The 21,847-nt window shown below is 49.4% G+C and carries 22 protein-coding genes; 10 read left to right on the forward strand and 12 right to left on the reverse strand.

The window, feature by feature from the left end:
• The first annotated feature begins 182 nt into the window (after window positions 1–182).
• Window positions 183–791 (forward strand): thymidine kinase, encoded by a 609-nt coding sequence (locus tag ACM615_RS01015; RefSeq protein WP_132965960.1) that lies wholly within the window; start codon window positions 183–185, stop codon window positions 789–791.
• A 144-nt stretch (window positions 792–935) separates the two neighbouring features.
• Here ACM615_RS01015 and adhE read toward each other — a convergent pair whose 3' ends face one another.
• Window positions 936–3,605, reverse strand: coding sequence for a bifunctional acetaldehyde-CoA/alcohol dehydrogenase (gene adhE, locus ACM615_RS01020; RefSeq protein ID WP_120161392.1), 2,670 nt, complete (start codon window positions 3,603–3,605; stop codon window positions 936–938).
• A gap of 533 nt (window positions 3,606–4,138) precedes the next feature.
• Between adhE and ACM615_RS01025 the strand changes: the two genes are divergently transcribed.
• The 6 genes from ACM615_RS01025 (at window position 4,139) to oppF (ending at window position 11,704) form a co-directional block, all read left to right on the forward strand.
• Window positions 4,139–4,783, forward strand: coding sequence for a YchE family NAAT transporter (locus ACM615_RS01025; protein ID WP_112288824.1), 645 nt, complete (start codon window positions 4,139–4,141; stop codon window positions 4,781–4,783).
• A 1,178-nt stretch (window positions 4,784–5,961) separates the two neighbouring features.
• On the forward strand, window positions 5,962–7,602 hold the full coding sequence (gene oppA / locus ACM615_RS01030; protein WP_112288825.1) for an oligopeptide ABC transporter substrate-binding protein OppA: 1,641 nt from the start codon (window positions 5,962–5,964) through the stop codon (window positions 7,600–7,602).
• A gap of 186 nt (window positions 7,603–7,788) precedes the next feature.
• The gene (gene oppB, locus ACM615_RS01035; protein ID WP_112288826.1) at window positions 7,789–8,709 is read left to right on the forward strand and encodes an oligopeptide ABC transporter permease OppB; all 921 of its coding nucleotides are present in this window, start codon (window positions 7,789–7,791) and stop codon (window positions 8,707–8,709) included.
• 15 nt (window positions 8,710–8,724) lie between these two features.
• Window positions 8,725–9,633, forward strand: a complete 909-nt coding sequence (gene oppC / locus ACM615_RS01040) for an oligopeptide ABC transporter permease OppC (protein WP_112288827.1) — start codon at window positions 8,725–8,727, stop codon at window positions 9,631–9,633.
• Between the two features lie 11 nt (window positions 9,634–9,644).
• Entirely contained in the window at window positions 9,645–10,670 is a 1,026-nt protein-coding gene (locus ACM615_RS01045; RefSeq protein WP_232829873.1) for an ABC transporter ATP-binding protein, read from the forward strand.
• 29 nt (window positions 10,671–10,699) lie between these two features.
• Window positions 10,700–11,704, forward strand: a complete 1,005-nt coding sequence (gene oppF / locus ACM615_RS01050; protein WP_112288864.1) for a murein tripeptide/oligopeptide ABC transporter ATP binding protein OppF — start codon at window positions 10,700–10,702, stop codon at window positions 11,702–11,704.
• A 77-nt stretch (window positions 11,705–11,781) separates the two neighbouring features.
• On the opposite strand, the gene ACM615_RS01055 is transcribed toward oppF, so the two are convergent.
• Together ACM615_RS01055 and cls are read right to left on the reverse strand one after the other, a co-directional pair.
• Window positions 11,782–12,105 carry an HI1450 family dsDNA-mimic protein gene (locus tag ACM615_RS01055; RefSeq protein ID WP_112288828.1) on the reverse strand — a complete coding sequence of 108 codons (324 nt, stop codon included), beginning with the start codon at window positions 12,103–12,105 and terminating at the stop codon, window positions 11,782–11,784.
• Window positions 12,106–12,185: 80 nt separating this feature from the next.
• Window positions 12,186–13,646, reverse strand: coding sequence for a cardiolipin synthase (cls, locus tag ACM615_RS01060; protein ID WP_129639836.1), 1,461 nt, complete (start codon window positions 13,644–13,646; stop codon window positions 12,186–12,188).
• A 299-nt stretch (window positions 13,647–13,945) separates the two neighbouring features.
• On the opposite strand from cls, the gene ACM615_RS01065 reads away from it, so the two are divergent.
• The gene (locus ACM615_RS01065; RefSeq protein ID WP_101076905.1) at window positions 13,946–14,128 is read left to right on the forward strand and encodes a YciY family protein; all 183 of its coding nucleotides are present in this window, start codon (window positions 13,946–13,948) and stop codon (window positions 14,126–14,128) included.
• On the opposite strand, the gene ACM615_RS01070 is transcribed toward ACM615_RS01065, so the two are convergent.
• From ACM615_RS01070 to ACM615_RS01080, 3 genes are all read right to left on the reverse strand, one after another.
• Window positions 14,129–14,374, reverse strand: coding sequence for a YnfU family zinc-binding protein (locus ACM615_RS01070; RefSeq protein ID WP_310503040.1), 246 nt, complete (start codon window positions 14,372–14,374; stop codon window positions 14,129–14,131).
• A gap of 41 nt (window positions 14,375–14,415) precedes the next feature.
• A complete protein-coding gene (locus ACM615_RS01075) occupies window positions 14,416–14,730 on the reverse strand; it encodes a zf-TFIIB domain-containing protein (RefSeq protein WP_112288830.1) in 315 nt (104 codons plus the stop codon).
• Between the two features lie 163 nt (window positions 14,731–14,893).
• Window positions 14,894–15,190, reverse strand: a complete 297-nt coding sequence (locus ACM615_RS01080; RefSeq protein WP_112288831.1) for a YciI family protein — start codon at window positions 15,188–15,190, stop codon at window positions 14,894–14,896.
• 213 nt (window positions 15,191–15,403) lie between these two features.
• Here ACM615_RS01080 and ACM615_RS01085 point away from each other — a divergent pair, with 213 nt between their 5' ends.
• Window positions 15,404–16,144, forward strand: a complete 741-nt coding sequence (locus ACM615_RS01085; protein ID WP_431011298.1) for an energy transducer TonB — start codon at window positions 15,404–15,406, stop codon at window positions 16,142–16,144.
• A gap of 88 nt (window positions 16,145–16,232) precedes the next feature.
• On the opposite strand, the gene yciA is transcribed toward ACM615_RS01085, so the two are convergent.
• The 3 genes from yciA to ACM615_RS01100 all read right to left on the reverse strand — a co-directional run bounded on the left by yciA (window position 16,233) and on the right by ACM615_RS01100 (window position 18,132).
• Entirely contained in the window at window positions 16,233–16,673 is a 441-nt protein-coding gene (yciA, locus tag ACM615_RS01090) for an acyl-CoA thioester hydrolase YciA (protein WP_013575935.1), read from the reverse strand.
• A gap of 64 nt (window positions 16,674–16,737) precedes the next feature.
• Window positions 16,738–17,277 (reverse strand): septation protein A, encoded by a 540-nt coding sequence (locus tag ACM615_RS01095; protein WP_112288833.1) that lies wholly within the window; start codon window positions 17,275–17,277, stop codon window positions 16,738–16,740.
• A gap of 99 nt (window positions 17,278–17,376) precedes the next feature.
• Window positions 17,377–18,132, reverse strand: a complete 756-nt coding sequence (locus ACM615_RS01100) for a YciC family protein (protein ID WP_112288834.1) — start codon at window positions 18,130–18,132, stop codon at window positions 17,377–17,379.
• A 435-nt stretch (window positions 18,133–18,567) separates the two neighbouring features.
• Between ACM615_RS01100 and ompW the strand changes: the two genes are divergently transcribed.
• On the forward strand, window positions 18,568–19,200 hold the full coding sequence (ompW, locus tag ACM615_RS01105) for an outer membrane protein OmpW (RefSeq protein ID WP_112288835.1): 633 nt from the start codon (window positions 18,568–18,570) through the stop codon (window positions 19,198–19,200).
• A gap of 75 nt (window positions 19,201–19,275) precedes the next feature.
• On the opposite strand, the gene ACM615_RS01110 is transcribed toward ompW, so the two are convergent.
• From ACM615_RS01110 to trpB, 3 genes are all read right to left on the reverse strand, one after another.
• Window positions 19,276–19,590 (reverse strand): BON domain-containing protein, encoded by a 315-nt coding sequence (locus tag ACM615_RS01110; RefSeq protein ID WP_095921655.1) that lies wholly within the window; start codon window positions 19,588–19,590, stop codon window positions 19,276–19,278.
• 217 nt (window positions 19,591–19,807) lie between these two features.
• Window positions 19,808–20,614 carry a tryptophan synthase subunit alpha gene (gene trpA, locus ACM615_RS01115; RefSeq protein ID WP_112288836.1) on the reverse strand — a complete coding sequence of 269 codons (807 nt, stop codon included), beginning with the start codon at window positions 20,612–20,614 and terminating at the stop codon, window positions 19,808–19,810.
• Window positions 20,614–21,804 carry a tryptophan synthase subunit beta gene (gene trpB / locus ACM615_RS01120; protein ID WP_112288837.1) on the reverse strand — a complete coding sequence of 397 codons (1,191 nt, stop codon included), beginning with the start codon at window positions 21,802–21,804 and terminating at the stop codon, window positions 20,614–20,616. The genes trpA and trpB overlap by 1 nt, the downstream gene beginning before the upstream one ends.
• Between the last annotated feature and the right edge of the window lie 43 nt (window positions 21,805–21,847).

Below are 21,847 nucleotides of genomic sequence, written 5' to 3' on the forward strand. Positions count from 1 at the left end.
ATTATCGGCTATTGCATTTATAAATTTTGATTGTAAGTTTCTGTGATTTTTTCAAATGTAATGATTCTTTGAACCGTCCCCGATAACTGTGCCAGAGGGGTGTGGTTATAGATTGTCAGGCTTGTGGTACAATCCACGCCGAAAATTTATGCCATCCATTTACATTATGGGGTCACTCCTTCATGGCTCAGCTTTATTTCTATTACTCGGCGATGAATGCCGGTAAGTCTACTTCGCTATTGCAATCTTCATATAATTATCAAGAACGTGGTATGCGCACGCTGGTGTTAACAGCAGAATTAGATCATCGTTTCGGCGTCGGTAAAGTCAGCTCCCGAATCGGTTTATCCTCGCCGGCAGAGCTCTACAATAAGGACACTGAACTTTTTAATCTGATAGCCCAGGAGAATCGCTTACAGCGTCTGAGCTGCGTTCTGATAGATGAATGCCAGTTCCTCACTAAGGCGCAGGTATCCCAGCTCACTGACGTTGTGGACGATCTGGATGTGCCGGTACTTTGTTATGGCCTGCGGACCGATTTTCGTGGTGAACTTTTTGAGGGCAGTGAATATTTGCTGGCATGGGCGGATAAACTGGTTGAGCTGAAAACCATTTGTCACTGCGGGCGTAAGGCTAACCGTAACCTGAGGCTGGATGAGAAGGGTAACGCCCTGCATGATGGCGCACAGGTCGTTATAGGCGGTGACGAAAGCTATGTATCTGTCTGCCGTAAGCACTACAAAGAAGCCATGGCGGCGTTTGATACCACGGTCGAAGCTAAACCAGAGTAAATCTGCAAAGTATTTACAGAGGGTTTTTGGCTTTTATCTTCAAAGCCATTCTCAAATTTTCCCTCATTTATCCTGAATCCATAAAAAAACCCGCTTTTCAGCGGGTTTTTACTTTCTGATTTTAGCTATCAGAAACTCAGCAGATTATTTTTTGCTGGTTTTCTTTTCAGCTTTAGGAGCAGCAACAACAACTTCTGCTGCCTCTTCTTCGCTGAATTCGCGGCCGTAGAAAGTATCCATCAGAATCTGTTTCAGTTCAGAGATCAGCGGGTAACGTGGGTTAGCACCGGTACACTGGTCATCGAACGCATCTTCAGACAGTTTGTCTACTTTCGCCAGGAAGTCAGCTTCCTGAACGCCTGCTTCACGGATAGAGGTTGGGATACCCAGCTCCGCTTTGATTTCATCCAACCAGGTCAGCAGTTTCTGAATTTTCTGTGCAGTACGGTCACCGGCAGCGCTCAGACCTAAATGGTCAGCCACTTCTGCGTAGCGACGACGCGCTTGTGGGCGGTCATACTGACTGAAAGCAGTCTGTTTAGTTGGGTTGTCATTGGCGTTGTAGCGGATGACGTTAGAAATCAGCATTGCGTTAGCCAGACCGTGTGGAATATGGAACTCTGAACCCAGTTTATGGGCCATTGAGTGACAAACCCCAAGGAAGGCGTTAGCGAACGCGATACCCGCAATAGTTGCCGCATTGTGAACACGCTCACGTGCTACCGGATTTTTAGCCCCTTCGTTGTAGCTGGCTGGCAGGTTTTCTTTCAGCAGTTTCAGTGCCTGCAGAGCCTGACCGTCGGAATATTCGTTAGCCAGTACAGAAACGTAAGCTTCCAGTGCGTGAGTCACAGCATCCAGACCACCGAAAGCACACAGTGATTTAGGCATGTTCATCACCAGATTAGCATCAACGATAGCCATATCAGGTGTCAGCGCATAGTCAGCCAGTGGATATTTCTGACCAGTTGCATCATCGGTAACAACCGCAAACGGAGTCACTTCTGAACCAGTACCGGAAGTGGTGGTGACGGCGATCATTTTCGCTTTCACGCCCATTTTCGGGAATTTGTAGATACGTTTACGAATATCCATAAAGCGCAGCGCCAAATCTTCGAACTGAGTGTCCGGATGTTCGTACAGAACCCACATGATTTTAGCGGCGTCCATCGGTGAACCACCACCCAGCGCGATAATGACGTCTGGTTTGAAGGAGTTCATTTGCTCAGCACCTTTACGAACAATGCTCAGCGTTGGGTCAGCCTCTACTTCAAAGAACACTTCTGTTTCAATGCCGTGGCTTTTCAGAACGCTGGTAATCTGATCTGCATAGCCGTTATTGAACAGGAAACGGTCAGTGACGATGAATGCGCGTTTTGCTCCATCAGTAGCCACTTCTTCCAGTGCGATTGGCAGTGAGCCACGACGGAAGTAAATAGATTTTGGAAGTTTATGCCACAACATGTTTTCTGCTCGCTTCGCTACAGTTTTCTTGTTGATCAAGTGTTTAGGACCGACGTTTTCAGAGATGGAGTTACCACCCCATGAACCGCAACCCAGCGTCAGAGAAGGAGCAAGTTTGAAGTTGTACAGGTCACCGATACCACCCTGAGAAGCCGGGGTGTTGATCAGGATACGTGCGGTTTTCATTTTGTTGCCAAAATAGTTCACACGTTCTGGTTGGTTGTCCTGGTCTGTATACAGGCAAGAGGTATGGCCGATACCGCCCATTTCTACCAGTTTCTCAGCTTTAGCAACCGCGTCTTCGAAGTTCTTAGCACGGTACATCGCGAGGGTAGGGGACAGTTTTTCGTGTGCAAATGGTTCTGATTCGTCAACAACGCTGACTTCACCAATTAACACTTTAGTATGAGCTGGCACTTTGATGCCGGCCATTTCGGCAATTTTAGTCGCTGGCTGGCCTACGATAGCCGCGTTCAGGCCACCATTTTTCAGAATGATATCTGAAACAGCTTTCAGCTCTTTGCCTTGCAGCATGTAGCCGCCGTGCGATGCGAAACGTTCACGAACTGCGTTATAAGCAGAATCAACCACGATGATGGACTGTTCAGACGCACAGATTACGCCATTATCGAAGGTTTTGGACATCAGCACGGAAGCAACAACACGTTTGATATCTGCAGTTTCATCTACAACGACCGGGGTATTACCTGCACCCACGCCGATTGCTGGCTTACCGGAACTGTAGGCTGCTTTAACCATGCCCGGACCACCGGTTGCCAGAATCAGGTTCAGATCCGGGTGGTGCATAAGTTGGTTAGAAAGTTCTACACTTGGTTCATCAATCCAGCCAATGATGTCTTTTGGCGCACCGGCAGCGATAGCAGCCTGTAAAACGATGTCTGCCGCTTTGTTAGTCGCGTTTTTAGCACGTGGGTGTGGAGAGAAGATAATACCGTTACGTGTTTTCAGGCTGATAAGCGCTTTGAAAATCGCAGTGGAAGTGGGGTTGGTAGTTGGGACGATACCGCAAATCAGGCCGATGGGTTCAGCGATAGTGATGGTACCGAAAGTGTCATCCTGGCCCAGGATGCCACAGGTTTTTTCGTCTTTGTAAGCATTGTAGATATATTCGGAGGCGAAGTGGTTTTTGATCACTTTGTCTTCGACAATACCCATTCCGGATTCTTCAACGGCCAGTTTGGCGAGCAGAATACGAGAATCGGCAGCAGCCAGAGCGGCGGCAGCGAAAATCTTATCTACTTGTTCCTGACTGAAGTTGGCATATTCGCGCTGTGCCTTTTTGACTCGCGCAACGAGTGCGTTTAGTTCAGCGACATTTGTTACAGCCATGATGCTCTCCTGATAAAGTTAAACTCTTTTAGTAAATAACTTGCCAAAGACTAGTATAGACCTGCTATCAGTCACCGTGAGAAACTAATTAACTCTATGATTCTCAAGGTGTTGTCTTTGTCTCTTTATTTGCTTAAAGAGCTTCCAGTAGTGAAGCACGTAAGGTAGTAGATAACTCCTCATTCAACGTGGCTTGACGAATATTTGTTCTGCAAACTACCGTTGAGTGACTATGCACAAAGCTTACCTATTTGTAGGCAGACGTAATTTGATCTGGATCACTAAATACCGAAGCTGACACCTTTCAGCAGTAGTTTATTGAGAATAATTATCAAATTAGCCCGTGGATAATACAGTTTTGTATCTAAAGTTATCAATAAAAAAACTGATTTTTAACAAAAGTCTTATCCACTGCCTTTATTTGGAAATCTGGTGATAAAAACTATGAAACGGCGTGGCGCCTTTACTGCGATTCCAGTACATTAGCGCCCATCAAAACCTTCATCTACCGGCGTAACTGTGCGGAGTTCTGCGTGAGCCAATCTTTATTAGATTTTTCTGGTTATATCAAATTCTTTGTCGGGCTGTTTGCACTGGTCAATCCTGTGGGGATCTTGCCCGTGTTTATCAGCATGACCAGCTATCAGGCGGCGGCAGGGCGTAACAAAACCAATATGACGGCCAACCTGTCTGTTGCCATTATATTGTCGACTGCGCTGTTCCTCGGCGATGCAATTTTGCACCTGTTTGGCATTTCCATTGATTCATTCCGTATTGCCGGCGGGATCCTTGTGGTCACTATCGCCATGTCGATGATCAGCGGAAAGCTCGGGGAAGATAAACAGAACAAGCAGGAAAAGTCAGAAACAGCGATCCGCGAAAACGTCGGTGTAGTTCCGCTGGCGTTGCCTTTAATGGCAGGACCCGGTGCAATCAGTTCAACAATCGTCTGGAGTTCGCGTTATCACAGCTGGCCAAACCTGCTGGGTCTGACTGTTGCTATCATGTTCTTCGCCTTCTGCTGCTGGCTGCTGTTCAGGGCGGCACCTTTACTGGTGCGTCTGCTGGGGCAAACCGGCATTAACGTCATCACCCGTATTATGGGATTGCTGCTGATGTCACTGGGCATTGAATTTATTGTGACAGGTATAAAAGCGATTTTCCCGGGCCTTCTTTAATCAATTAGCGGCCGAATTATCACGAAAATACTCAGGTGTTTTCGTGATAATTATCACTTCCACTTATAATCGAATGCCTTATTATAGTGCAGCTAATGACTTAATTCAGAGCGATTGCACCCTAATGTGGCGCAAACCCTCGTCTCACTCCTCTTTTCAATCCAAGTCCTCATTTCTTTAAATAAACTTAGCTAATTATTCGCTAATTACTGGCGTTTATTGCCCGTATTGACGTTAATTTGCCCACATCATTCTGTAAGGCTTGTGCAGGCTGTATCGAGATGTTATTAGTGTTAACACAGCAGTTAACAGGTGTTTATTCTTATAAATCTAACAATGTTAACTGATTGTGTCAGGCGAGTTCTTGAACAGTCTCCGGTAGGGCTTTGATGAGTAATTTCGCCATAAAGATTCTTTAAATCAGCGAGTTAATGCTGTTTTCTGCTCTCTGCCTGACTGACCTGTTGTAAAGACTGTTACGAGTAAAAGAGAATTGCGTAACAAATTTGCAAAATTTATTGGCGCGCGTAACAGGGTTCTGATAATTTTCAAATCGCCTTCAAAAATGGATTTTTGTTTAGAGCAATGCTCCTGGTGAGCACGATTCTTGCTAGTGCGAAAAAGATTGAAGCCATTTTATTTGTTTTTGGAGAGTGTCGTGTCGCAATGCTTACTGCAAATTTATCCTCATGTGTTTTCTGCAAAAAGAAAACCGGGCATAACGTTGACGACATCAAACCGCCTTATGCTGAATTTTCATGATCAGCTAAACAAATCTTCAGATCTTCTTCTTATTAATTTGATGGCTCGCATTTAACTGCGAAGGATTTTCTGTCGCCCTAAGTCGGGTGAATAAGAAAATAATATTGTTAAGTGCAGGAATAACAGTATGTGATTGCCTGGTTCGCCACAGAATTCTTTTTGTCGCGCACGGGGTGAATCAAATGGAGGGAGATCATCCTTAACGATCTCAGAAACCGCAAGGCGATTAACAGCCAGAGGTTTAACGGACTTACCAGGTAACACATGCAGTAGTAGGGGACAGCCATCTGCGGGTGGTAACTACATGGGGCTTTTCATGAGCAATTCGTTCCTGCTCATGAGATCCGTTGACCCAGCAAGGGTTTATCTTGCACCCCGGCGTGCAAGTTCATAATAAAAACTGGAGTTGAATAAAAATGACCAACATCACAAAAAAAAATCTGCTGGCTGCCTGCATTATGGCTGCGGTTGGCGCGGTGTCAGTGAATAATGCATTTGCAGCCAATGTGCCAGCAGGTGTCACTCTGGCAGCCAAACAAGAACTGGTTCGTAACAACGGCTCAGAAGTTCAGTCTCTCGACCCACATAAAGTTGAAGGCGTACCAGAATCCAACGTTATCCGTGATTTGCTCGAAGGCCTGGTGAATACCGACAGTAAAGACGGCAGCGTTATTCCTGGCGTAGCAACCAGCTGGGAAAACAAAGATTTTAAAGTCTGGACCTTCCACCTGCGTCCTGAAGCTAAATGGTCCAACGGTGACCCTGTGACCGCCGCTGATTTCGTTTACAGCTGGCAGCGTCTGGCAGATCCTAAAACCGCATCTCCTTATGAAAGCTACCTGCAATACGGTCATATCGAAAACATTGATGACATCATCAGTGGTAAGAAAAGCCCTGATACTCTGGGTGTGAAAGCCATCGACGACCATACCCTGCAAGTGACCCTGACCGAACCTGTTCCTTATTTCGTAAAAATGCTGTCTCACACCGCGATGAAGCCGGTAAACAAAAGTGTTGTTGAGAAGTTTGGCGACAAATGGACCCAGCCAGAAAACTACGTGAGCAACGGCGCATACAAACTGAAAGCCTGGACCGTCAACGAACGTATTGTCCTGGAACGCAGCCCGACTTACTGGGATAACGCAAAAACTGTGATCAACCAGGTAACTTACCTGCCAATTTCTTCGGAAGTAACTGACGTTAACCGCTACCGCAGTGGCGAAATCGACATGACTTACAACAACATGCCGATCGAACTGTTCCAGAAACTGAAGAAAGAAATCCCAACCGAAGTTCACGTTGACCCGTACCTGTGTACTTATTACTACGAAATCAACAACCAGAAAGCGCCGTTCACTGATTCACGCGTTCGTGAAGCACTGAAACTGGGCCTGGATCGCGATATCATCGTGAACAAAGTGAAAGCACAGGGCGACCTGCCAGCTTACGGTTACACCCCACCTTATACCGATGGTGCGAAACTGACTCCGCCAGCCTGGTTCAAAGAGACTCAGGAACAACGTAACGAGCAGGCTAAAAAACTGCTGGCCGAAGCAGGTTACACCTCTGCTAAACCTCTGACTTTCGATCTGTTGTACAACACGTCGGATCTGCACAAGAAACTGGCTATCGCTGCCGCCGCTATCTGGAAGAAAAACCTGGGTGTTGACGTGAAACTCGTTAACCAGGAATGGAAAACCTTCCTGGACAGCCGTCATCAGGGCAACTTCGATGTGGCACGTGCTGGCTGGTGTTCTGACTACAACGAACCTTCTTCCTTCCTGAACACCATGCTGTCTGACAGCAGCAACAACACCGCTCACTATAAGAGCCCGGCGTTTGATAAAGACATCGCGGATACTCTGACAGTGAAAACTGATGAAGAGCGTGCGGCGCTGTATCAGAAAGCAGAAACCCAGCTGGATAAAGACTCTGCCATTGTTCCTGTTTATTACTACGTGAACGCGCGTCTGGTGAAACCATACGTTGGCGGTTACACCGGTAAAGATCCGCAGGACAACGTCTACGTGAAAGACTTGTACATCATCAAACACTAAGTCACGGATATCAGAGCAAGGCATCCCCGAGCTGCCTTGCTCATCCTATTTTGATGAAGGTAATGTTTTTATTCCGGATTTCGGGATGAAAACAAAGAGCCACCACGGCGACGATCATTTGATGGTCGCCGTGAACAAGCCAAAACTATAAAGCTGTAGTGACAGGCTTAGAAACAGGTACGGGCAATGTTAAAGTTTATTTTACGCCGCTGTCTGGAAGCGATTCCGACGCTATTCATTCTGATCACCATTTCATTTTTTATGATGCGTCTCGCACCGGGCAGCCCTTTTACGGGTGAGCGTAATCTCCCGCCAGAAGTGATGGCAAACATTGAGGCCAAATATCACCTCAATGACCCTATGTATAAGCAGTACTTCCACTATTTAGAACAGCTGGCGAAAGGCGATTTCGGCCCGTCGTTCAAATATAAAGACTATACCGTTAATGATCTGGTCGCGGCCTCGTTCCCGGTTTCAGCGAAACTCGGTCTGGCGGCATTTATCATGGCGATTGTGTTTGGTGTGAGTGCGGGCGTTATTGCTGCCCTGAACCAAAATACCAAATGGGATTACACGGTAATGGGCATAGCGATGACCGGGGTGGTCATACCCAGTTTCGTGGTGGCGCCGTTACTGGTGCTGATATTTGCGATTACGCTGAAATGGCTGCCTGGTGGTGGCTGGAACGGCGGTGGCGCAAAATATATGATCTTGCCAATGGTGGCGCTGTCTCTGGCGTATATCGCCAGTATCGCGCGTATCACCCGTGGCTCAATGATCGAAATTCTGCATTCCAACTTTATCCGTACAGCACGTGCCAAAGGTTTGCCACTGCGCCGCATCATTTTGCGTCACGCACTGAAACCCGCGTTGCTGCCGGTATTGTCCTACATGGGACCGGCCTTCGTGGGTATCATCACCGGTTCGATGGTCATCGAGAGCATTTTCGGATTGCCAGGTATTGGCCAGCTGTTTGTTAACGGTGCATTAAACCGTGACTATTCACTGGTTCTGAGCCTGACCATTTTAGTGGGCGCATTGACTATTTTGTTCAATGCGATCGTCGACGTGCTTTATGCCGTCATCGACCCGAAAATCCGTTATTAATGCCGGAGTACGTCAATGATGTTAAGTAAGAAAAATAGCGACGTCGTCGAAAACTTCAGCGAGAAACTGGAAGTTGAAGGCCGCAGTTTGTGGCAGGATGCGCGACGCCGCTTTATGCACAACCGTGCCGCGGTGACCAGCCTGATCGTCCTCGCGTTCATCGCCTTGTTTGTGACTTTCGCGCCAATGTTATCGCAGTTTGCCTACGATGATACTGACTGGAATATGATGTCAGCCGCCCCTGATATGGCTTCCCATCACTTCTTCGGTACAGATTCTTCAGGCCGTGATTTGCTGGTGCGCGTGGCGATCGGCGGGCGTATTTCCCTGATGGTTGGCGTGGCGGCAGCGCTGGTTGCAGTGATCCTCGGTACGCTTTACGGGTCATTGTCCGGTTATCTGGGCGGTAAAATTGACTCCGCGATGATGCGTCTGCTGGAAATCCTCAACTCCTTCCCGTTCATGTTCTTCGTCATTCTGCTGGTGACCTTCTTCGGACAAAACATCCTGCTGATCTTCGTGGCGATCGGGATGGTGTCCTGGCTGGACATGGCGCGTATCGTGCGTGGTCAGACCCTTAGCCTGAAACGTAAAGAATTCATCGAAGCGGCGCTGGTGAGCGGTGTGAATACGCGCAATATCGTGTTGCGTCACATTGTTCCGAACGTACTGGGTGTCGTAGTGGTGTACGCATCGCTGCTGGTACCCAGCATGATCCTGTTCGAATCCTTCCTGAGCTTCCTCGGCTTAGGGACGCAGGAGCCGCTGAGCAGTTGGGGCGCGTTGTTAAGTGATGGCGCCAACTCGATGGAAGTTTCACCTTGGTTACTGCTGTTCCCGGCAGGCTTCCTGGTTGTAACTCTGTTTTGTTTCAATTTTATCGGCGATGGCTTGCGTGATGCCCTCGACCCGAAAGATCGTTAAGGAGTGCAACCATGAGCACCATTGAACATTCCACTTTTGCATCGCCCGCTGCGGTTGACGGCAAAGCACCTCCGATCCTGCTGGATGTGCAAGACCTGCGCGTGACTTTCGAGACGCCTGACGGTGACGTGACCGCGGTAAATGACCTGAACTTTGACTTACGTGCCGGTGAAACGCTGGGCATCGTGGGCGAATCAGGCTCCGGTAAATCACAGACTGCATTTGCCCTGATGGGGCTGCTGGCCAGCAACGGTCGCATTGGCGGTTCTGCGAAATTTAATGGCCGCGAAATTCTGAACCTGCCGCAACAGCAGCTCAACAAGCTTCGTGCAGAACAGATATCGATGATTTTCCAGGATCCGATGACCTCCCTCAACCCGTACATGCGCGTGGGTGAGCAGCTGATGGAAGTCCTGATCCTGCATAAAAAAATGAGCAGTCGTGAAGCGTTTGAAGAATCTGTACGCATGCTGGACGCGGTGAAAATGCCGGAAGCCCGCAAGCGTATGAAAATGTTCCCGCATGAGTTTTCCGGCGGTATGCGCCAGCGTGTAATGATCGCGATGGCCTTATTGTGCCGTCCAAAATTGCTGATTGCTGATGAACCAACGACCGCACTGGACGTTACTGTTCAGGCGCAGATCATGACGTTACTTAATGAGCTGAAAGCCGAGTTCAACACCGCCATCATCATGATTACCCATGATCTGGGCGTTGTTGCCGGTATCTGCGATAAAGTGCTGGTGATGTATGCTGGCCGTACCATGGAATATGGTCGTGCGCGCGATGTGTTCTACGATCCGTGTCATCCGTATTCTATCGGCCTGCTGAACGCGGTTCCGCGTCTGGATGCCGAGGGCGGGGCGATGCTCACCATTCCCGGCAATCCGCCAAACTTGTTGCGCCTGCCAAAAGGTTGTCCTTTCCAGCCTCGCTGCCCGCATGCGATGGATATCTGCTCCTCGGCTCCGCCGCTTGAGCGTTTCGGTGATGGTCGCCTGCGTGCCTGCTATAAGCCGCTGGAGGAACTGGTATGACTGACAATACAGTAATGAACAGCGCGGCAATGAACACAAACGCACCTGAGAAAAAGGTCCTGCTTGAAGTGGCGGATCTCAAAGTCCATTTCGATATCAAAGACGGCAAACAGTGGTTCTGGCAGCCATCAAAAACCCTGAAAGCGGTTGATGGTGTCACGCTGCGCCTGTATGAAGGTGAAACTCTGGGTGTTGTAGGTGAATCCGGTTGCGGTAAGTCGACTTTCGCCCGTGCGCTGATCGGTCTGGTAAAAGCGACCGATGGCCGCGTAGCCTGGTTAGGCAAAGATCTGCTCAATATGTCTGATAATGAGTGGCGCCAGACCCGCAGCGATATTCAGATGATTTTCCAGGATCCGCTGGCGTCTTTGAACCCGCGTATGACTATCGGCGAAATTATTGCCGAGCCGCTGAAAACCTATAATCCGAAAATGCCTCGTGCTGAGGTCAAAGAGAAAGTGAAGGCAATGATGTTAAAGGTCGGGCTGCTGCCTAACCTGATTAACCGTTACCCGCACGAATTCTCCGGCGGTCAGTGTCAGCGTATCGGTATTGCCCGCGCCCTGATCCTTGAACCGAAACTGATTATCTGTGATGAACCGGTTTCTGCTCTGGACGTTTCTATTCAGGCGCAGGTTGTTAACTTGTTGCAACAGTTGCAGCGCGAAATGGGCTTGTCGCTGATTTTCATCGCGCACGATCTGGCAGTGGTGAAGCACATTTCTGACCGTGTCTTGGTGATGTATCTGGGACATGCGGTCGAACTGGGAACTTATGATGAGGTGTACAACAATCCTCAGCATCCATATACCCGTGCCCTGATGTCTGCGGTGCCCGTGCCGGATCCTGATAAAGAGCGCAACAAGACCATTCAGTTGCTGGAAGGGGAGTTACCTTCGCCGATCAATCCGCCATCAGGCTGCGTATTCCGTACCCGCTGCCCGATTGCCGGGCCTGAATGTGCGATCACCCGTCCGTTGCTGGAAGGCAGCTTCCGCCATGCGGTATCCTGCCTGAAAGTCGATCCGCTCTGATACATACTCTCAGACGGAAAGCATAAAAAAACCTGCCAATGGCAGGTTTTTCTTTTCTGTTAAGCGCCTCTCCTAAATCACTCCTTCCAGAGGATATGACAGAGCTTATGATCTTTCTCACGGCACAACAGGACACGGGCAAAGATATCATTAATCGGCTGATCTTCAGCGTCAGCCAGACCAATCACCACTTCCGCGAAGAAGTCAGGATTCAGATCGTAATCCACATGCTCAACCCAGTCTTCTGCGGGATCATATAATTCAGCGCCGCCGCGTTCTTCAAATTGCAGATTGAAGATCAGGATATCCGCTGGATCCAGATTATCTCCGGCCAGTTCCAGAAAGATGTCGTAGGCTTGTTCAAGCGTTTCGTCTTCGGTCAGGCGATTATTCAGGTCCATATCATTCTCGTTTACAAATAAGTGTGTTCAGGCTGAAACCAGCCGGTACTGAGCGTATTACATCATGCCTGACGCGGCTTTTACAGCAGCGGACTGAAAAAGTAGAACAAACGTTCAACGATGCGATGCCAGAAAGGCCGCTTAAGCCAGGCTTCGACATCCAGCAGATGCGAACGGGCAATGTAATCTTCCTGCACACGACCCAGATCGTCACCGAATCCGGCGTCATCAATGACCAGCGTTATTTCAAAATTCAGCCACAGGCTGCGCATATCGAGATTCACGGTACCAACCAGACTGAGCTGACCGTCGACCAGAATACTTTTGGTATGCAGCAGGCCATCTTCGAACTGATAAATCTTTACACCCGCTTCCAGCAACTCGCCAAAGAAGGCTTTACTGGCCCAGTCGACCATCATTGAATCGTTCTTCATGGGCAGAATGATACTGACATCGACTCCGCGCTGAGCTGCCGTACAAATGGCATGCAGCAGGTCATCACTTGGCACCAGATAAGGTGTCGTCATCACCAGCTGTTCGCGGGCGGAATACGTTGCGGTCAGCAGCGCCTGGTGGATCATATCTTCCGGGAAGCCCGGACCGGAGGCGATCACCTGAATGGTATGGCCGCTTTCCTGCTCGAACGGCATCTGATTCAGATCCGGTTCCGGTGGCAGAATGCGTTTGCCGGTCTCAATCTCCCAGTCGCAGGAATACACAATGCCCATGGTCGTGGCGACCGGGCCTTCCATACGCGCCATCAGGTCCACCCACTGACCGACGCCAGCATCCTGCTTGAAGAAACGCGGATCGACCATATTCATACTGCCGGTATACGCGACATAGTTGTCGATCAGCACCACTTTACGGTGCTGGCGCAAATCCATACGGCGCAGGAATACACGGAATAAATTCACCTGTAACGCTTCGACCACTTCGATACCGGCGTTGCGCATCATGGCGGGATAAGGGCTGCGGAAGAAGGCCACGCTGCCTGCGGAGTCGAGCATCAGACGGCAATGAATACCACGGCGTGATGCGGCCATCAGGGACTCAGCGACCTGATCCACCAGACCGCCAGGCTGCCAGATATAGAACACCATTTCGATGTTGCTGCGGGCCAGTTCAATATCGCGCATCATGGCTTTCAGCACGTCGTCACTGGTGGTCAGCAGTTGCAGCTGGTTGCCTTTGACGCCCGCAATGCCCTGACGGCGTTCACAAAGCTGGAAAAGAGACGCCGCAATTTCACTGTTTTCTGTCGCGAAAATACGTTTGCAGTCTTTGAGATCATTCAGCCAGCGCGCCGTGGAAGGCCACATGGCTTTAGCACGCTCTGCGCGTCGTTTGCCTAAATGCAATTCACCAAACGAAAGATAGGCAATGATGCCGACCAGAGGAATGATGTAGATGATCAGCAGCCATGCCATTGCGGAAGGAACCGCCCGGCGTTTCATCAGAATACGCAGGGTGACGCCGGCAATCAGTAACCAGTAACCGAAAACCAGAAGTCCGCTGATTACCGTATAAAATGTTGTCATAAAGGCGAAAAATCCTGTTCGCAAGCCATCGGCGTGAGTGTACGTGAAAGGGGCATTCTTTTAACTAACTTTATCCCAGCAATCAATCAGCTACCTCTTAAATCTGTATCCGCTCAATAAAAATGTCACTGCTCTGACATCAAGGTTAGACGATAACGGGGAAGAAGGAAAAAACAAGACTTGGATCACAACGTCATCGGCCTATAATGACCTCCGCAGTTTTTTCCGCTTAAGACACTTTCTGTAAAAGAAACTCTTCCGTTAAAGAAGCAGTGACGGGCATCACGGGACACAAGTGAATGAAACGCAGTAAAAATGAAGTTGGCCGGTGGCGTATGCTACGCCAGACTCAGCGCCGCAGAAGCCGCTGGCTGGAAGGTCAGTCAAGACGTTATCGTCACATCTACCGCATTCGCCAGATCCACCATCAGCAGCACCAGCGATTGTCATTATATGCCGTAAATTACGAATGGAATTCCTGATTAGCGGGATTTAGGCTGAAACAGCGCGCCACATTTTTTGCAAACCAGCGTCGAGTTTTTGCGTACTTTTGCAGTCATCTGTTCTGAAACGTAACCACATTCAGGGCATGTGACCTTCGTGGTCGTACTGGTTAGAAACTTCAATCCGTCGAAGAATGACATAGGACGTACCTCGTGGGCAGGGGTAGGCATCCTAACACAGAAGCGATGAAAGCAATGTGACGACATTCGGGGAAATCGCGCCATGACGCATTAGTCATGACGCGTGAGTTTTTAGCGGGCAGAAATTAGTCGAACAACTCAGAAAGAAAACTCTTCTTTTTATACGGCTTATGCGACGAGTAATGACCCCGGTTATCGTAATTGCCATGATGGCGAGTGTCGTCCCGGCGGTCGCGCTCGTCATAACGTACAGGCTGAGGCCGTTGCTCCTGAGGAGCTTGTACCTGTGCCGCCTGTTGTAGCGCGGCGGACTTCTCGATGATTTTATCCAGCTCACCGCGATCTAACCAGACGCCGCGACAGTCCGGGCAATAGTCGATCTCGATCCCCTGACGTTCAGACATCACCAGCTGGCTTTCTTTGCATACAGGACATTGCATATCCGGTTCTCCATTCGCTTTTGATAAAAATTGCGCAGGTAAATTATTGGCTATCCGGAGAGTTAGACAATCAACTGGCGTAAGCAAAAGTAAAGTTGATTAAAGCAGTAGAGAGGACAGGGCACAGGGAACGACGGGCAGCCCGAAGACTGCCCGAGAAATATCAGAATACGCGTTTGAACGGTTTGACGGTGACTGATTTATAGACGCCTGCGGCGACATAAGGGTCTGCATCGGCCCACACTTTGGCGTCATCGAGCGTTTCAAATTCAACAATCAGTACGGAGCCGGTCATTCCGGCAGCGCCCGGATCTTCACTGTCGATGGCCGGAGTCGGGCCGCCGATCAATACGCGGCCTTGCTCCTGCAATTTTTTCAGGCGTTCGATGTGCGCAGGGCGGGCAGCGGCACGTTTCTCCAGTGAATCCGAAACATCTTCAGAATAAATAACGTAAAGCATGAGTCACCTTTAATTGGGTTTTATAGAGCGATTTGCAGCATTCAGGCGCTGCCAGAGCGTTTTGTAGAATTAACATAGCTAAACCTGAAGTCCGGGGAAAGTGCTTTGCGTAGGATCAAAGCAAAGGTTATTTGAGAATAGTTGTCATCTCGGTGTTGAATATGATTGCTATTTACATTTAAACTTGCGGCTTCACGGGGAAAATGAATCATTATGCCGCTAAAAAAGTTTAGATTTATCCGCAAGGTTACGATTCCGGTTGCGCTTGCTGTCAGTTTGCATGTCGCTGTTATCGCCGGCGTTTTGTATATGACAGTCGGTGAGTCGATCAAATTGCCGACGCAGGAACAAAAGGTGATGAGTGTGACGATGGTCAATCCCGCTGACTTTGCGCCACCTCCGCCGCCGCCTCAGGCTGAACCGACGCCACCTGAACCCGAGCCTGAGCCGGAAGTGGTGCCTGAGCCGCCACCTCCGCCAGAAGCCGTGGTGATCCCTGAACCACCGAAACCCAAACCGAAGCCGGTTAAAAAACCCGTGGTGAAACCGAAGGTTAAGCCTGTTGAACGTCCGGTAGAAAAACCGACGCAAACGGTGCAAACCGCGCAAACCGCGCCGGTGACCAGCAATCAGCCGGTAAACAAACCGTTCAGTCAGCCGCCAGCGTCAACCAATGCAAAAAGTGACAGCGGGCCACGTCCGCTGCAACGCGGGCAGCCTGGTTATCCGGCACGTGCTTTGGCCCTGCGTATCGAAGGTCGTGTACGTGTGCAGTTTGATGTAGACAGCGACGGTCGCGTGCAGAATATCCGCGTGTTGTCAGCCGAACCACGCAACATGTTTGAGCGTGAAGTGAAGCAGGCGATGAACAAATGGCGTTATGAGCCTAAAGCGGCGAGCAACCTGATTGTTAATCTGGTGTTCAAAATCAAAGGCGGCAGCAGTGTGGAGTAACACCTGCTGCGGATTCTGACGTTCAGCACAATAAAAAAGGTCGCCCCTCAAGGCGACCTTTTCGTTTTTCAGCGTTTAAGGAAATCACTCAGTCCTGAGAAACACCGTCTGAATCAACGCTGAAATTACTGCGTCCATCCGGCAACTGACGTGATTTGCCTTCGTCATCCACGGCGACATAGGTAAAGACCGCTTCAGTGGCTCTGTAACGCTGTCCGATAGGCTCAGAAGAGACTTTCTTCACCCAGACTTCAACATTGATGGTAATCGAGCTGTTGCCGGTACGGATACAACGGGCATAACAGCACACCACATCACCGACCGCGACCGGCTTGAGGAATGTCATGCCATCAACGCGAACCGTCACGACGCGACCTTTAGCGATTTCCTTCGCCTGGATCGCACCGCCCATGTCCATCTGTGACATCAGCCAGCCGCCAAAAATATCACCGTTTGCATTGGTGTCAGCGGGCATAGCCAGCGTACGCAACACCATTTCACCATTGGGTAAGCTATGTTTTTCGTTCATGTATTGGGCTTCACACTGTCAAAAGATTAAGGCCTTTCAAAGAAAGGCCTGTGCAAAAAAATGCTTATTTTTTTTCATCATCCGGCATATGCCGGTAAATATAGATACCACTTAACAGCGTAAATACCAGCGTCAGGGCTGTCAGGCCAAAGACCTTGAAGTTGACCCAAATATTCTGTGGCAACCAGAAGGCGACATAGATGTTCGCCAGGCCGCACAGCAGGAAAAAGATCGCCCAGCTGATGTTCAGTTTATTCCACACGTGATCCGGCAATGTCAGCTCTTTACCCAACATACGCTGGATTAACGGCTTTTTCAGCACCAGCTGACTGATCAGCAATGCGCCGGAGAACAGGACGTAAATCACGGTCACTTTCCATTTAATGAATTCATCATTATGGAAAACCAGGGTCAGGGTGCCGAAAACCGCCACCATCGCGAAGGTGATTAACGTCATCTTCTCGATTTTACGGTACAGAATCCAGGTGATCACTAACGCTAACGCGGTGGCAGCGATTAACGCGCCTGATGCGACAAAGATGTCGTAAAGCTTATAAACCACAAAAAAGACAATCAGGGGAAGAAAATCGAGGAGCTGCTTCATACTTCATTCCATGTTTTATGTATGGGATGACTATACCGGAATCATTTCACGGACAAAAGAAAAGGGCGCCGGAGCGCCCCTTAAAAACGTATGTCTATATTATGCATGTAATTTCATGTAAAGACGGAACAGATAAATGAGCATAAATGCACTGATGATATTGCTGACTGCGCCGAGAATAACGGCGCCAATCATCGGATTGAGTGCGCTCAGAACGCCGACAAACAGCATCAGAACCACTTGTGCCACAATCCACAACATCACAGCCGGTGCCACAAGACGTACATTTGAGAAGGCCAGACGTGTACTCAGGCGCATCGCTTTGAAGGCACCCGTGTTCTCTTTGCACGCGATAACCGGGGATAACGCCCATGCAATCGCAATCAGGAAAGCAGGAACAAACAGCAGTGCCAGCCCGATACGGAACATCACGCTGTAAATGAAGAGCAAAATAGCCAGACGCGGCAGAACCGGCAGGGAAGCGGTCATCACCTGAACGACACTGGCGCGTACACCCTGAGAAACCAGCTGAATGAGCGTTAATACGCCGCCGACCAGAATGACGTTACCAGCCAGGGTGGAAAACAGTGCTGCCAGGCTATAGCGGAAAATAGCGCTTTGCTGCTCCGGAGTAATCTGTTGTTCGATATAACCCATCATATCGCCGACGCTCATGCCGGTCATGTTGCTCATCAGTTGGCCGATAGCATCGATCTGCTCAGCGGAAGGACTTAAAACCCAGCTCAATATGACGGTAATCAATGCGGCCAGAACCGAGAGCGCCAAAACGCTACTCATCTGATTACGCATAAAATTATAACTGTCACGGTACAACGTACTGGCCGTGATAGACATGGACGCTCCTTGGCAAAAAGCAAAAATCAATAAGGCGGCGATTGTACCCTTTAAATATACTCCGCCGATAGTTTTGCGCTGATTTCCTGTCAGTCTGCCTGATGAATCTCTGCGTAAACGTCGCTGAGGTGACTGAGAACAATCGCCAGTAAATTCGTATTCAGCGCACGGCACCATTTTAAAACCAACTTGTGTATGCAAATTTCGCAACGCTATTTTTTTAGCAACTGAAATTATACCTGTTAACAAATCTACAAAATCCCCTCATTTTTGATGTAGATCAATTCCTTTGTTTTTATAGATTTAGATCGCTTTGCGGAAGATGCATTTTCTTACTTTTTGTTTTAAAGATGTGATCTCGCATTGATCAAACCATACCAAAGAGTAGGTATCATTCGCGCGGTTGATAAATAATCCACACAAAGGGAAGGGACAATGAAAGCAGCATATTGGGCATTAGTCGCAGCAGCGGCATTTCCGGCAGTCGCGAGCGCACATCAGGCAGGGGATGTGATTTTTCGCGTAGGTACAGCCACGGTACGTCCGACAGAAGGTTCGGATAACGTGCTGGGTCTGGGGTCATTTAATATCAACAACAATACCCAGATGGGCTTAACGCTGGGCTACATGTTCACCGACAATATCGGCATGGAGTTGCTGGCCGCGACGCCGTTCCAGCACAAAGTCGGTTTGCAAAGTACCGGGACAATCGCAGAAGTGAAGCAGTTGCCGCCCTCATTGATGGCGCAGTATTACTTCGGTGACAGACAGGACAAATTGCGTCCTTACCTCGGTGTGGGTATCAACTACACCACGTTCTATGACACGGATTTCAACCAGACCGGGCGTGATGCCGGGCTGTCTGATTTAAGCGTCAAAGATTCATGGGGCGTGGCAACGCAGGCGGGTCTGGATTACAACCTGGACGACAACTGGTTAATCAACATGTCTGTGTGGTGGATGGATATTGATACGGAAGTTAAATTCAAAGCCGGTGGTGAGCAGCAAAACATCAACACCCGGATCGATCCGTGGGTCTTTATGTTTGGCGTCGGCTATCGTTTCTGATTTTAAAGAAAAAAACACAAAAAAAAAGAGGCGCTTCGGCGCCTCTTCGCTTTTCAGTTTACCGCATTTGCTGGCTTATTTCACCCGCATATCATTTTCAATCGAACGTACACCTGCAACGCCACGCGTCACTTCTACCGCACGGTTTGCATCCGCTGTTGACGTCACAAAACCACTTAACTGCACGCGGCCTTTAAAGGTCTCGACGCTAATCTCAGTGGATTTAATCGTTTTATCGGCCAGCAGGGCTGATTTTACTTTTGTTGTGACAACAGTGTCATCGATGTAACCACCGGTTCCTTCTGATTTTTTAGTCGGTGCACAAGCGGCAACGGCCATGACCACAACGGCTGCCATGCAGAATGCGGACAATGTTTTGAATAGCTTCATAAAATAACTCTCCATGATTTGTTATAAAACCAAAAGAAACAAACGTTTAACTGAGCAGATGATATCTCTCTCACGTACAGTATCATTGATCTGCAGAGTAATTTTAGTTTGGATTATTGAAATGGGTAATACAAATTAAGCGGGGTAAAAAAAAGTAAGAAATTAAAAGAAACAGAACCTTAGTCACTGTATGACTGAGGTTCTGTTTTAGAGAAGGTTATGCGCGGGTTGCGGCCTTCATTTCACTGACAAAGCGGGAAAGCTGAGCCAGCATTTCAGAAGGCTGATGCTGGTTGTTTTCGATGATACGCACTGTCGCTGAACCGGAAATCGCACCGGCTGCGCCTGCGGCCAGCGTTTCTTTCACCTGTGAAGGTTCAGAAATACCAAAGCCCTGCAATGGTGGCGCGGCATTGTATTCCCGCAACTTATCAACCATGTGATTCAGCGGCGTCAGCGCGCGCTTCTCCGTACCGGTAACGCCAGCGCGGGACAGCAAATAGGTGTAGCCGCGACCATGAGAAGAAATCTCACGCAGCAAGTCATCCGACGCATTTGGCGGGCAGATGAAAATTGGCGCAATACCGTGTCGCAATGCAGCGGCGCGGAACGGCGTGGATTCTTCAAACGGCACATCGGCCACCAGCACAGAATCGACGCCCACTTCAGCGCAACGCTGATAGAAGGTTTCGATACCGTTGTGGAACACCAGATTGGCGTACATCAGCAGGCCAATCGGAATGTCCGGGTGCTTTTCACGGATGCGTGCGAGCATATTGAAACACTGCGTCGGTGTCACACCCGCTGCGAAAGCGCGCAGGTTAGCATTCTGAATCGTCGGGCCGTCAGCCAGCGGGTCAGAGAACGGGATCCCCAGTTCCAGCGCATCCGCACCCGCTTCAATCAGCGTGTCGATGATGGACAGGGAAAGCTCAACGCCCGGATCGCCCAGCGTAACGAAAGGAACAAATGCACCTTCTTTTTTGCTTTCCAGACGCTTGAATAATTGCTGATAACGTTCCATTAAATTTCTCCCCGGGCAGTCAGGATGTCGTGTACGGTGAAAATGTCTTTGTCGCCGCGACCTGACAAATTCACGACCAGGATTTGTTCTTTCTCTGGCGTTTCCTTGATCAGTTTCAACGCATAAGCCAGCGCGTGTGAGGATTCCAGCGCAGGAATAATCCCTTCATGACGGGACAATTCTTTAAAGGCATCCAGCGCTTCATCATCGGTAATCGACACATATTCTGCACGGCCGATACTGTTGAGGAAGGCGTGTTGCGGGCCGACAGACGGGAAATCCAGACCGGCTGAAATCGAGTAGGACTCTTCAATCTGACCTTCAGACGTCTGCATCATTGGCGCTTTCATGCCGAAATAAATGCCGACGTGACCGTGTTTAAGCGGCGCGCCGTGTTGTCCGGTTTCGATACCCAGACCACCCGGTTCAACCCCAATCAGTTTCACGCTGGTGTCGTCGATGAAATCGGCAAACATGCCAATGGCATTGGAACCGCCACCGACGCAGGCAATCACCGCATCCGGCAGACAGCCTTCGCGTTCCTGCATCTGGGATTTGGTTTCTTCGCCGATCATGCGCTGGAATTCGCGCACGATAGTCGGATACGGATGCGGACCTGCTGCGGTGCCCAGCATGTAGTGTGCTGTTTCATAGCTGCCTGACCAGTCACGCAGTGCCTCATTACAGGCATCTTTCAGCGTGGATGAACCGCTGTGTACCGGGATCACTTCCGCACCCATCAGGCGCATACGGAACACGTTTGGCGACTGACGCTCAATGTCTTTGGCACCCATATAAATGCGGCATTTCAGACCGAGCAGGGCGCAGGCCAGAGCCGATGCCACACCGTGCTGGCCGGCACCGGTTTCAGCAATGATTTCTGTTTTGCCCATGCGTTTTGCCAGCAATGCCTGACCCAACACCTGGTTAGTCTTATGCGCGCCGCCGTGCAGCAAATCTTCACGCTTAAGATACAGCTTGGTTTTAGTACCGGCGGTGAGGTTTTTGCACAGTGTCAGCGCCGTCGGGCGACCTGCGTAGTTTTTCAGCAAATCAATAAATTCAGCCTGAAACTCAGGGTCGCGCTGTGCGCTGACAAAGGCTTCTTCCAGCTGGACCAGCGCAGGCATCAGAATTTGCGGAACATACTGGCCGCCAAATTCGCCGAAGTAGGGATTAAGTAAAGTCATGTTATTCCGTCCTGTCTGTCAATTTTTGCGTCATTGCGTGCGG

It is taken from the genome of Rahnella sp. PAMC25617 (genome assembly GCF_050606005.1).
Lineage (GTDB): Bacteria > Pseudomonadota > Gammaproteobacteria > Enterobacterales > Enterobacteriaceae > Rahnella > Rahnella variigena.